The organism is Noviherbaspirillum sp., assembly GCF_035944575.1.
GTDB lineage: Bacteria > Pseudomonadota > Gammaproteobacteria > Burkholderiales > Burkholderiaceae_D > Noviherbaspirillum.
The window spans coordinates 37,254-49,003 of record NZ_DASZBA010000135.1 but is presented as its reverse complement, the minus strand read 5'-3'; the positions used below and the strand labels follow the sequence as shown (position 1 = coordinate 49,003).

The window sequence follows — 11,750 nt, the reverse complement described above, 5'->3', positions numbered from 1 at the left end:
CACCAACTTTCTTGGCGAAGCAAAAAAGTTGGTGGCCCGCCGGGGCCAGTCCCGGCAAGTCTCTTCGAAGAACCGACGGCATCGCATTACCGAAGACACTCCGTAACCCTGGATTCCCGCCTGCGCGGGAATGACAGGCTGATGTATTACCAGAGAATCTCCGTCGCTCTGGATTCTCCCTTGTAAAACCCTACTTGGGAATGACAAGGATAAGAAGCCAGACATCAAGGGGAAAGCGAAAACATCCCGCTTTCCCCTCCTGTTCATCATCACAATCACTACGGCCGACGATTACCAGTTACCGGCACAAACTTCTGCGTCCGCTTGCCGGTATCGACCTCAGCGGTATAGATATTCCCCCGCGAATCGACCGCCAGGTTATGCACCCAATGGAACTGGCCCGCATAACGTCCGTGCCGTCCGAAGGTGCTGACAACCGTGCCGGCGAACCGGTCGAGTATCCATACCTTGTTATTTTCGCCATCGGGGTTGTACAGCTTGCTTTGCTGGCGGTCGGGCGACACGTCCACATCCCAGGTGGAACCATTGCCGAGCGTATCCCGGGCGACGAAGAACTCCTTCACGAAGGTACCGTTCTTCTGGAATACCTGGATGCGGTTGTTCACCCGGTCGCATACATAGACCAGATTGTCGTTGGTGATCCTGACGCAATGGACAGGGTTGCGGAACTGGCGTGCCGGTGCCTGTCCGGCGACGTACGGACCCGGATTGGCATCGTCGGGCGTGCTGCCGTAGGCGCCCCAGTGACGGATATATTTACCGGTATTGCCATCGACCACCACCACGCGCTTGTTCTGGTAGCCGTCGGCGATGTAGGCCTCGTTGTTCGTCGGGTCCACTTCGACATCGGCCGGCTGGCCGAGCAGCGGTGTGCCGCCCAATCCGCCCGTGGTGGCATTGCTGCCGCCGGTCTGGCCGGCCTTGCCGACCTGGAGCAGGAAGGTGCCGTCGCTGCTGAACTTGAGCACCTGATGGTTGACCGCACCATTCCCCGCGATCCAGACATTGTCATTGTGATCCACGAAAATGCCGTGCTCGTTGGTCGGCCATTCGCAGCCTTTCGCCGGCGTGCAGCGATCGGTCAGAAAACCCGGATCGGCGGTGCCGCCCCAGGCAAGCAACAGGTTGCCTTCGCGGTCGAATTTCATCACCGATGGCGCGGGGAAACAGCATTCCGAGCGCGGCGGCGTCTGCGCGGCGCCGGCCTCGTCGACAGTCAGCGAGCCCGGACGCTGGACGATCCAGATATTGTCATGACGATCGACGGCCACACCTGCCACCTGCCCGAATTCCCATCTGTTCGGCAATGGCTTCGGCCATTTGTGATCGACCTTGAATTCGGTCGCACCGTGCGCACCGGGATTCTGGTTTCCTCCGTCGTTGTCTGCCCAGGCCGGTTGCAAACCGACCACCATTGCGAGTACTGCCGCTAGCCATGCAAGAATCGTTTTCATGATGTCTCCTTAAGGAGTGACTTCGTTGTTGACCCAGGTTATGAAGGTGGATTTGCTTGGCGATAGGCAACCGGCGCCGGCTTGCGAAGGCGGGTGGCAAGGCAGGTGAAGCGGCACGTCAGCGCGGCGTGGATGCAGCCTGTCGGAAAAGCAAATGGATTGACGTGAAGGAGTGAAGGGAGATGACGTCCGGACCGTCTTGTCAGGACATGTGTCCATGCATGGTCGACAGCGAAAGCGTTCAACGCATGCGTCATTCCTGTCTCCTTGCATTTAATTGTGCGCAGTGCCTCGCGGGGAGCGCGACACGACCTTATCAAACTAGATCATGATTCGAAGCGAAGTCTGATAATTATCAAAAGGAGTAAGGGTATGAAGTGAAACGAATTTCTGCATGGCGATATCGCGATCGGGCATCTTTATCATTGTGCAAATCTCTATCCGGAGAAGTGCAACAGTTGTCCATGACGGTTTGACAGTTTTCCATGTTTGCTGCAAATCCAGCTTTACGAATGCCATCGAAAGTGCAAATAATCAATACACTGGCCAGCAGGTCAGGATCATTCGCATCGGGAGCAATCATGGCTGATCACATCATGTTGACGTCGCATTCCCAGGGACGCAAAAAGAACGCCGCCACCGACATCCGGTGGGGCGCACCCAGTCCCGAAGAGCGCGGTCCGATCATTGCCAGCCTTACCAACCCGCAGCAGCGCAATGTCATCGGCACGCATTCCGGTGCCTACGCGGTGTACCGCGCACTGGCAGTGGCCGCCGGATCGCTGCACCGCGAACACCGCCCCGACCTCACCAACACCGCGCCCGCCGAAGACATCGGCCCGCATTCGCAATGGGCCGATCCCGACAGAATCGTGTCGCTAGATCCGTACGGCCACATGATCGGCAGCGCCTTTGCCGAACAGATCGCCGCCGGCATGGATATCCGTCCGACGATTGCCATCACCAAGGCCCACATCAACATGCCCGAACTCAAGGATGCGATTGCCGCCGGCCGCCTGAAACCTGATGACCGCGTCCTGTTCGCCAACGGCGACGTGCGCGTGACCAAGGCGGCGATCGATCCGGTGTGGTACCTGCCGGGCCTGGCAAAACGTTTCGGCATCAAGGAAAGCGCATTGCGGCGCAGCCTGTTCGAACAGACCGGCGGCATGTTTCCGGAACTGGTCACGCGCTCTGACCTCAAAGTATTCCTGCCGCCCATCGGCGGCATGACGCTGTACTGCTTCGGCGACATGCGCCTGCTCGGCAAGGACACCACGCGGGTTGCCTGCCGGGTGCACGACGAATGCAATGGTTCCGACGTATTCGGCTCCGACATCTGCACCTGCCGTCCCTATCTGGCGCACGGCATCGAGGTGTGCATCGAGATGGCGCAGCAGGGCGGCGTCGGCCTGGTCATCTACAACCGCAAGGAAGGACGCGCATTGGGCGAAGTCACCAAGTTCCTCGTCTACAACGCCCGCAAGCGACAGGTCGGCGGCGACCGCGCGGCGACGTATTTCGAGCGCACCGAATGCGTCGCCGGCGTGCAGGACATGCGCTTCCAGGAACTGATGCCGGATGTGTTCCACTGGCTCGGCATCAAGCGCATCGACCGCTGGGCGTCGATGAGCAACCTCAAGCACGGCGCCCTGACCGCGCAGGGCATTGAAGTGGTCGAGCGGGTGCCGATTCCGGATGAACTCATTCCTGCCGATGCGCGGGTAGAGATGGATGCCAAGGTGGCCGCCGGTTACTTCTCCACCGAGGGCGCGGTGCCGAGCGAGGAGCTGCTGGTCGCCAAAGGCAGGAGCCTGACCGAATGACGACGCCAAGCCATGCCGGTGCAGGCTGGCATACGCCGGTGCCAAGGAACCATCCGGCGGCGGCGCTCCTCAATGCACAGGCGGTGCGCCGGCAATGCGCGCAGATCATGGCGAAAGCCGAGCAAGGCGGCGCAGCGCATTTCACCTGGCATCCGGAACGGCTGATGCAGGTTGCCGAGTATGTGGCCGACACGATTCAATCGCGCTATCCGGACCTGGCGGTGCCCTATCACAGCCGCTGGCGGCATTTCGAAACCGGCGGCGTGGATCGCTGGCGGCAACTCGCTGCCCATGCGGGCCTGCGCGGCAGTGAACGCGCGCGTACCCGAATCGATCTCGTCATTCCCAGCGTGCTGCTGGATGCCGGTGCCGGCCCGGACTGGTGGTATCTCGACCATGCCAACAACATGCGGCTGGCACGTTCCGAAGGTCTCGGCATCGCCAGCCTTGCGTTGTTCGCTGCCGGCGTCCTGTCGGCGGACCGCACCCAGTCCCTGCGGACCGATGCATCGGCGTTGGCCGCGCTCACCGAAGAGTCCGTTGCGGCCGCTTTTCAGGTTGACGACGGCAATCCGCTGGTGGGGCTGCCCGGGCGCGTGCAGATGCTGCGCCGCCTCGGCGAGGTGGTCGAGGCCACGCCGGCTGTCTTCGGTAAGGCACGGCGACTTGGAAACCTGTTCGACTATCTGGCCGATCATGCGCACGGCAAGACCATCAATGCCGCATTCATTCTCGAAACCCTGCTGATCGCGCTCGGCCCGGTCTGGCCCGGTCGCATCGTGCTCGACGGCGTATCGCTCGGCGACTGCTGGGGCCACCCGGACGTGGGCGGCGGACTGCTGCCGTTTCACAAACTGACGCAATGGCTCACCTACTCGATGCTGGAGCCGCTGGAAGAAGCCGGCTATGAGGTCGTCGGGCTCGACGAGTTGACCGGACTGCCGGAATACCGCAACGGCGGCCTGCTGCTCGACCTGGGCCTCATACAGCCGCGCGATCCGGCCTTCTTCAATGATCGTCTGACGGTGGACCGGCCCGACGTGGTGGAATGGCGCGCGCTCACCGTCATCGGACTCGACCGGATCGCCGACGCCGTGCGTGAACGCCTGGGTGTCAGCGCCGAAGCATTTCCGCTGGCGCGCGTGCTGGAAGGCGGCACCTGGGCCGCGGGCCGCCGGATCGCCGCCGAACGACGGCCGGGCGGCACGCCGCCAGTGAACATCCTCAGTGACGGCACGGTATTTTGAATTTTTCGGGAGAGGCCATGACAACCAATCTGCATCTCATCAACCACCCGCTGATCCAGCACAAGCTGACGCTCATGCGCAGCGAGGACACGGCGACCGACAACTTCCGCCGCCTGCTGCGCGAGATCAGCCAGATGCTGGCGTATGAAGTCACGCGCGACCTGCCGACCGAGCTGATCACCATCAAGACGCCGCTGGCGACCATCCAGTCGCCCGCCATCAGTGGCAAGAAGCTATGCATGGTGTCCATCATGCGTGCCGGGAACGGCATGCTGGACGGCATGCTCGACGTGCTGCCATCGGCACGCGTGGGCTATATCGGCCTGTACCGCGATCCGGAAACGCTGGAGCCGGTCGAATACTATTTCAAGGTGCCGGACGACATCGGCGAGCGGCTGGTGATCGTGGTCGACCCGATGCTCGCCACCGGCAATTCGGCAATCGCGGCGCTGAACCGGCTGAAGGAAAACGGCGCGGTGTCGATGAAGTATGTGTGTTTGCTGGCGGCGCCGGAGGGTTTGGCGGCATTGCAGGATGCGCATCCGGATGTGCCGGTGACGACAGCGGCGGTGGATGAGTATTTGAATGATCACGGGTATATCGTGCCGGGGCTGGGGGATGCGGGGGATAGGATGTTTGGGACGAAGTAGGGGGTGTTATGGAAGAGCGTGGGCTGCTCCTTCAACTTTATAACGACCTTTGAGCGTTACCTTGGCATACTCCTTCCCCCTTCTAGGTGGGCGTAGCAGGGAATTCGCACAGCATGCTGTCCGCCTGCGCAGCGGATTGCCCGTAAGGGCAATCCTCTTGGTTGGGATGGGGCGGCCCGCGTAGGGGTGTGAAGGTTGGGTGACTGCATGCGATAGCTCGACCTCACTACCCCACCCTAACCCTCCCCCTGCAAGGAGGAGGGAACCGTTCGGCGACGAAATTACGTAAGCCTCCGAATTTATCATTTTTATTAAAATTCGACCCTATCCAACATCCAATCACCCCAAGGCAATTATCCCCATCCACCCCATGCTAGACCTCCTCCTCCGCAACTGCACCCTTCCCGACGGCCGGACCGCCATCGACATCGGCATCCACAACGGCCGCATCGCCGCATTGCAGCCCGCGCTGCAAGCCTCCGCCGCCGACACCATCGATGCCGCCGGCATGCTGGTGTCCCCGCCCTTCGTCGATGCGCACTTCCACATGGACTCCACCCTGTCCTATGGCCTCCCCCGCGTCAACAAGTCCGGCACGCTGCTGGAAGGCATCACGCTATGGGGCGAACTCAAGCCCTTGCTGATGCAGGAGGCGCTGGTCGAGCGTGCATTGGCCTATTGCGACTGGGCCGTCGCCAAGGGGTTGCTGGCGATCCGCTCGCATGTCGATGTGTGCGACCCGCGCCTGCTTGCCGTGGACGCGCTTCTGCACGTGCGTGAAAGGGTCAAGCCGTATCTCGACCTGCAGCTGGTGGCCTTCCCTCAGGACGGCGTGCTGCGTTCGCCCGGTGCGCTGGACAACCTCAAGCGCGCGCTCGACAAGGGTGTCGATGTGGTTGGCGGCATTCCGCACTTCGAACGCACGATGGCCGATGGCGCCGAGTCGGTGCGCATCTTGTGCGAACTCGCGGCGGAACGCGGACTGCGGATCGACATGCATTGCGACGAATCGGACGATCCGCTGTCGCGCCACATCGAAACTCTTGCGTATCACACGCAGCGCCTCGGCATGGCGGGGCGTGTGGCCGGCTCGCACCTGACGTCGATGCACTCGATGGACAACTACTATGTGTCCAAGCTGCTGCCGCTCATCCGCGAAGCAGGCGTGGCTGCAATCGCCAACCCGCTCATCAACATCACCCTGCAAGGCAGGCATGACACCTATCCGAAACGGCGCGGCATGACGCGTGTGCCGGAACTGCTGGAAGCCGGCGTGGCCGTCGCATTCGGTCACGACTGCGTGCTCGATCCCTGGTATCCGATGGGCAGCGCCGACATGCTTGAAGTCGCCCACATGGGCATGCATGTGGCGCAGATGACCGGGCAGGACGGTATCCGCGCCTGCTTCGATGCGGTCACCGTCACACCGGCGCGCATCCTCGGGCTCGATGGTTACGGCCTCGACGTGGGCTGCAAGGCGGACCTCGTCGTGCTGCAGGCGCGCGATCCGGTCGAGGCCATTCGCCTTCGTGCTACCCGGCTGCTGGTGCTGCGGGGCGGGCGGGTGATCGCCCGCACGCCGGCGGCGACGGCATCACTTGCCATCGAGGGCCGTCCTTCGGAAGTGAACTGGATGATTCAAAGGGCGGGCTAATCCAAGAGAGATCAGTTCCCCGGCTTGCCGAGATGGCGATAGAACTTGAGCCGGTCATACTCGTGATAACCCAGCCGCTCGTACACCGGCGCGCCGAAAGGACTGGCCTGCAAGGTGACGATCGATGCGCCGTCGGACAACGAGCGGTTCGTCACGAACGCCGTGCATAAGGTCGCCAGTCCCATGCGTTGCGCGGCGTTGGCCGTTCCCACCCAGTAGATTCCGGCGGCATCGGTGCTTTTGATGGCTAGCGCGGTGGCAAGCGGCTGTTCGTCGCGATAGGCGACGCATCCGAAGACAGCGGGTGAAAGAAGCTGCGCGGGGGCGAAAAAATACTTCCGTGTTTCCGCAGCGGGCAGTCCGAGCGCTTCATACGCTTGCGCATTGATGCCCGCCGCATCCTGCACATGCCGCAATTCGCCGAAGGGCTCGATGCGGATTCCCGCCGGCACGTCGGGCATCGCCACCGGGCTCGTCACCAGCATGCAGGGGGAATCGGAACGCTGCGTGTAGCCTTCGGCTTTCAGCGCTTCTTCCAGGTCGCTGTCCCGGCTGCCACGCGAAAATACCGTGAAGCCGCGCCCGCGCCTGCCGAAGAAATCCTTTGCACGCTGGATGACCTCCGCAGCCGGCACCCTGGGGTCCGTGCGTGCGACGCAGTTTTTGTATGCGCCGGGAAAATCGGTCTGGCCAGCCATCAGGATGATGCCCCCGCCATCGGCCAGTTCGCACGGCTGCTGCCAGCGTGCATGTTCCCGTATGCTTTGAAGGATGTTGGCGTCGGCAAGGTCTGCGGCGTTTCCTGTCATTTCTCGTCCCCTCATTATTATGTCCGTGCCGCCCTCTAACGGACGGCAAACGTTTGTGCACCTCGATTCTAAGCCATTGAGGTCCGGCATTCCGTGCTGTCCGCATCTGTTGAATGTCGGCGGCGGAAACGATTGAATGGCATCGAAGGACGTGTGCCTATGACCGAACCATCATCCTCTGCCGCGGGGTCGAACAATTGTTGATGCAAGAAGGTAAGATGACGACCGCATTCACAAATAATTCAAGGAGACTGCATGTATCAATATCGTATTCGCCCGCTGCAAACGTTCTGCCTGATCGCAGCGGCGGCATCATTGTCCGCCGCCTGCACGACAACCCGGACTTCGTCACCCGCCTCGTCCGCCGCGGCGCCGGTGCCCGCCGCATCTGCCGCCGCCCGCAACGACTACGCCAGGGACGACAACTGGCTCTGTCGCCCCGGCCGCACGGATGCGTGCGTCACCGACCTGACGGCGACCATGCTGAAGGCCGGCGCGGAGTCGGGCGCGGAGGCATGGAAAGCCAATCCGGATGCGGCGATCGACTGCTTTTACGTGTATCCCACCATCTCCAACGACCCGACACCCAACAGCGACATGACCGCCGGTCCGGAAGAGAAGCGCACCGTGCAGCAGCAGTTCGCCCGCTTCGGCTCCGAGTGCCGTCTCTATGCACCGATGTACCGCCAGGTCACGCTGGCCGGGCTGCGCAACGCCATGAGCGGGCAACCGAGCGGCATCGATCCGAAGATGGCTTACGGCGACGTGGTCGACGCATGGAATCACTATCTGAAGAACGACAACAAGGGCCGCGGCGTCGTGCTGGTCGGCCATTCGCAAGGCGCGCGCATGCTCGGCGACCTGGTCAAGAATGAAATCGAAGGCAAGCCGGCGCAGAAGCAATTGATTTCGGCCCTGCTCATCGGCTACAACGTGCCGGTCCCGAAGGGCAAGGACACCGGCGGGCAGTTCCGCCAGATTCCCTTGTGCCGGTCGGCCGCGCAAACAGGTTGCGTGGTCTCCTATGTCACCTTCCGCGATACCTCGCCGCCGCCGGCCAACAGCCGCTTCGGCCGCCTGACCGACGGCAACGTGGCGGCATGCACCAACCCGGCAGCGCTCGCCGGCGGACGCGCCGCGCTGCGCTCCTACCTGCCGGCGAAAAGCAATCTGCTGGGACAGCCGCTGGCAAGCAGCCGCTGGGGCGCGGTGACGCAGAACATGAACACGCAATTCATCGCCACGTCCGACATCGTCACCGCCGAATGCGTCGAACGTGACAATGCGTCCTATCTGTCGGTTACCGTGCAGCCGGCGTATGCGGCAAAGAACATCGACATTCCGGGCGACCTCACGGTAAACAACCGGACGCTGACCGACTGGGGCCTGCACCTGGTGGATGTGGATATCGCACAGGGCAACCTGATCGACCTCGTGCGCCAGCAATCGCAAGCCTATCTGAAGGCGGCAAGATAAGGGCTCGATCCCGGTACGCCTGCGCGGAATACCAATACCCTGCGCAGCCGTACCGTCCTTCCCTTGCCCAAGGCAAGGGAAGGAGCGGCTCTGCAATGGCTTGCAGCGCCGCAGCACCAGACCATCACACCACCTGATACTTGCGCCGCGCACCACTCGGCCCGATGCGCTTCTCGATGAGCTCCAGCATTGCCTGCGCGGCGATCGACAATCCCTGATCCTTCCGCTTCGCAATGAGGATGGGACGCATCAGGCCGTGCGATTCCAGCGGGATGGCCACCAGGTCCAGTTGACGGAACTGGAACAAGGTCAGTTCCGGCACCAGCGTGATGCCCAGCCCCTGCTTGACCAGCCCCGCCACCGTCGCCAGGTGCTCGACCTCGAAGCCGGAATGGATCGCCTGCACATCGCGCAGCAGGTTGTCCACATGCTGGCGCACGCTGGAGGATTTGGCGAGGTGGATGATTTCGCAGCCCGCCAGCCTGTCGACCTGCACGATGCGTTTTTTCGCCAGCGGATGATCGCGGCGGCAGACGACATAGAAAGGATCGCTGCATAAGGTCTTCGATTCGAATTCATTAAAGTTGGAGCCGGGTGCGGTGAGCACGAGGTCGACCTTGCCCTGCCGCAGCAGGGACAGGCACTGATCGGACAGCGCGTCGTACAGGCTTACGCTGACGCCGGGATACAGCTTCTTGTATTCAGCGATGACGGCGGGCAGGCCATTGGCCGCAAGCGACGGCAGGGCCGCCACCGCCACCCGGCCGCGACGCCGCGCCACATAATCCGACATATCGTCGAAGGCGGATTCGATTTCCGACACAAGCGAGCGGGCCACTTCGGCGAACAGCTCGCCTTCCGGCGTCAGCGTGACATTGCGTGTGTCGCGCTCGAACAGTTTCGTTCCGACCGCCGACTCCAGTTTCTGGATCATGACGCTGAAGGCCGATTGCGAGGTATGGCAGCGTTCGGCCGCGCGGGTGAAATGCTTGAGTTCGTCGAGCGCGATGAAGGCATACAGTAGTCGCGTGGAAATGTTGGCGCTCATCAAGTTCTCCCTTGCTGATTCGGCACTCGGTCGATTGATCTGATAAACAGATCAATCCATCGAAAATATCCATTTTACTTAACTATCCGGGCACGCCACAATGCATTCGCCTGCTTAATAAATAGGCAGCAGCATGATGAGTCGGATACGGCCATACAAGCGGCAGGCAAGAGCAAGAGGCAGACAAACATGCGTCGCATCAACACGGCGCGTTTTCAGAGGCGTGCATGAAACAAGTCAGAATCGGATCGGGCGCGGGTTACTCCGGCGACCGCATCGAACCGGCCGTCGAGCTGGCCGAAAAAGGCGACATCGATTACCTGATCTTCGAATGCCTCGCCGAGCGCACGATCGCCATTGCCCAGCGCGCGAGGATGAAAAACCCGGATGCCGGATACGATCCGCTGTTGCCCGAACGCATGCGTGCCGTCCTCGGGTTGTGCAGCGAAAAAGGCATCCGCATCATCACCAACATGGGCGCCGCCAATCCCCTCGCCGCCGCCGCGAAGGTGCGCGACATCGCGAAAGAGATGCGTCTGCGCCCGCTCAGGATCGCCGCCGTTCTCGGCGACGATGTGCTGGATGTCCTGCGTAGCGGCGACTACATCGACGATACCGGCGCGCCGGTCGCCAGCCTGGGCGAACGGCTGCTGTCCGCCAACGCCTACCTCGGCGCCCAGCCGCTGGTCGATGCGCTGGCCCAGGGCGCCGATGTCGTCATCACCGGCCGCGCCGCCGATCCTTCCCTCGTGCTGGCGCCGCTCATCCATGAGTTCGGCTGGGCCATGGACGACTGGCATCGCCTCGGCCAGGGCACGCTGATCGGCCACCTGCTGGAATGCGCGGGGCAGATTACCGGCGGCTACTTCGCCGACCCCGGCGTCAAGGATGTGTCCGGCCTCGCCCGCCTCGGTTTTCCGATCGGCGAAGTCTCGGAGGACGGCACGGTCGTCATCACCAAGGTGGAAGGAAGCGGCGGCAAGGTCACGGCGGCAACCTGCAAGGAACAGATGCTGTACGAGATCCAGGACCCCGCCGCCTATTTCACACCCGACGTGACCGCCGACTTTTCCAATGTCGAGATCGAGGAAGTCGGCATGAACCGCGTGCGCGTCAGCGGCGCGAGCGGCCGTGCACGGCCCGACACGCTGAAGGTATCCATCGGCTATATCGACAGTTTCATCGGCGAGGGGCAGATGTCGTATGCCGGCCCCGGCGCACTCGCACGGGCGCGTCTCGCGGTCGACATCGTTGCCGAGCGGTTGAAGATCACCGGGGTGGAAGCGAGCGAACTCCGCTACGACCTGCTCGGCGTGAACGCCATGCATGGCGACAGCCTGTCCGGCACGCATGCCGAACCGTATGAGGTACGCATCCGTGTTGCCGGACGCACGAATAACCTGCGCGAAGCCGAGCGCATCGCCAACGAGGTGGAGAGCCTGTACACCTGCGGCCCCGCCGGCGGCGGCGGCGCGACGAAATCGGCGAAGGACATCGTCGCGGTGCGGTCGACCCTGCTGCCGCGCGACAAGGTGAATACATCGGTGCATATCGAGGAGAGCTGA

10 protein-coding genes are annotated in these 11,750 nt (G+C 62.4%); 6 read left to right on the top strand and 4 right to left on the bottom strand.

Features of this window, described 5'->3' with window-relative positions; all coding sequences use genetic code 11:
- Positions 1-278: 278 nt before the first annotated feature.
- Positions 279-1,475 carry a hypothetical protein gene (locus tag VGU61_RS09360; RefSeq protein WP_326858848.1) on the bottom strand — a complete coding sequence of 399 codons (1,197 nt, stop codon included), beginning with the start codon at positions 1,473-1,475 and terminating at the stop codon, positions 279-281.
- A gap of 355 nt (positions 1,476-1,830) precedes the next feature.
- Complete coding sequence (locus VGU61_RS09355) at positions 1,831-2,058, bottom strand: hypothetical protein (RefSeq protein ID WP_326858847.1); 228 nt, start codon at positions 2,056-2,058, stop codon at positions 1,831-1,833.
- Between VGU61_RS09355 and VGU61_RS09350 the strand changes: the two genes are divergently transcribed.
- The 4 genes from VGU61_RS09350 to VGU61_RS09335 all read left to right on the top strand — a co-directional run bounded on the left by VGU61_RS09350 (position 2,057) and on the right by VGU61_RS09335 (position 6,852).
- A complete protein-coding gene (locus tag VGU61_RS09350; protein WP_326858846.1) occupies positions 2,057-3,301 on the top strand; it encodes a GTP cyclohydrolase II in 1,245 nt (414 codons plus the stop codon). The two genes, VGU61_RS09355 and VGU61_RS09350, sit on opposite strands and share 2 nt — an antisense overlap.
- Complete coding sequence (locus tag VGU61_RS09345) at positions 3,298-4,548, top strand: URC4/urg3 family protein (protein WP_326858845.1); 1,251 nt, start codon at positions 3,298-3,300, stop codon at positions 4,546-4,548. Before VGU61_RS09350 ends, VGU61_RS09345 begins: the two co-directional genes overlap by 4 nt.
- A gap of 17 nt (positions 4,549-4,565) precedes the next feature.
- The gene (gene upp / locus VGU61_RS09340) at positions 4,566-5,198 is read left to right on the top strand and encodes a uracil phosphoribosyltransferase (protein WP_326858844.1); all 633 of its coding nucleotides are present in this window, start codon (positions 4,566-4,568) and stop codon (positions 5,196-5,198) included.
- A 370-nt stretch (positions 5,199-5,568) separates the two neighbouring features.
- Positions 5,569-6,852 (top strand): amidohydrolase family protein, encoded by a 1,284-nt coding sequence (locus VGU61_RS09335; RefSeq protein WP_326858843.1) that lies wholly within the window; start codon positions 5,569-5,571, stop codon positions 6,850-6,852.
- An 11-nt stretch (positions 6,853-6,863) separates the two neighbouring features.
- On the opposite strand, the gene VGU61_RS09330 is transcribed toward VGU61_RS09335, so the two are convergent.
- Complete coding sequence (locus tag VGU61_RS09330) at positions 6,864-7,661, bottom strand: GNAT family N-acetyltransferase (protein WP_326858842.1); 798 nt, start codon at positions 7,659-7,661, stop codon at positions 6,864-6,866.
- Positions 7,662-7,916: 255 nt separating this feature from the next.
- Here VGU61_RS09330 and VGU61_RS09325 point away from each other — a divergent pair, with 255 nt between their 5' ends.
- A complete protein-coding gene (locus VGU61_RS09325) occupies positions 7,917-9,137 on the top strand; it encodes a DUF3089 domain-containing protein (protein WP_326858841.1) in 1,221 nt (406 codons plus the stop codon).
- Positions 9,138-9,261: 124 nt separating this feature from the next.
- On the opposite strand, the gene VGU61_RS09320 is transcribed toward VGU61_RS09325, so the two are convergent.
- A complete protein-coding gene (locus VGU61_RS09320; RefSeq protein ID WP_326858840.1) occupies positions 9,262-10,185 on the bottom strand; it encodes a LysR family transcriptional regulator in 924 nt (307 codons plus the stop codon).
- 227 nt (positions 10,186-10,412) lie between these two features.
- On the opposite strand from VGU61_RS09320, the gene VGU61_RS09315 reads away from it, so the two are divergent.
- Positions 10,413-11,750: an acyclic terpene utilization AtuA family protein gene (locus tag VGU61_RS09315; RefSeq protein WP_326858839.1), complete on the top strand. Its 1,338-nt coding sequence runs from the start codon at positions 10,413-10,415 to the stop codon at positions 11,748-11,750.

Coding starts and splice junctions, on each gene's coding strand:
- VGU61_RS09330 (WP_326858842.1), bottom strand. CDS start 7,661: ATGACAGGAAACGCCGCAGACCTTGCCGACGCCAACATCCTTCAAAGC.
- upp (WP_326858844.1), top strand. CDS start 4,566: ATGACAACCAATCTGCATCTCATCAACCACCCGCTGATCCAGCACAAG.
- VGU61_RS09315 (WP_326858839.1), top strand. CDS start 10,413: ATGAAACAAGTCAGAATCGGATCGGGCGCGGGTTACTCCGGCGACCGC.
- VGU61_RS09325 (WP_326858841.1), top strand. CDS start 7,917: ATGTATCAATATCGTATTCGCCCGCTGCAAACGTTCTGCCTGATCGCA.
- VGU61_RS09345 (WP_326858845.1), top strand. CDS start 3,298: ATGACGACGCCAAGCCATGCCGGTGCAGGCTGGCATACGCCGGTGCCA.
- VGU61_RS09350 (WP_326858846.1), top strand. CDS start 2,057: ATGGCTGATCACATCATGTTGACGTCGCATTCCCAGGGACGCAAAAAG.
- VGU61_RS09335 (WP_326858843.1), top strand. CDS start 5,569: ATGCTAGACCTCCTCCTCCGCAACTGCACCCTTCCCGACGGCCGGACC.
- VGU61_RS09320 (WP_326858840.1), bottom strand. CDS start 10,185: ATGAGCGCCAACATTTCCACGCGACTACTGTATGCCTTCATCGCGCTC.
- VGU61_RS09355 (WP_326858847.1), bottom strand. CDS start 2,058: ATGATTGCTCCCGATGCGAATGATCCTGACCTGCTGGCCAGTGTATTG.
- VGU61_RS09360 (WP_326858848.1), bottom strand. CDS start 1,475: ATGAAAACGATTCTTGCATGGCTAGCGGCAGTACTCGCAATGGTGGTC.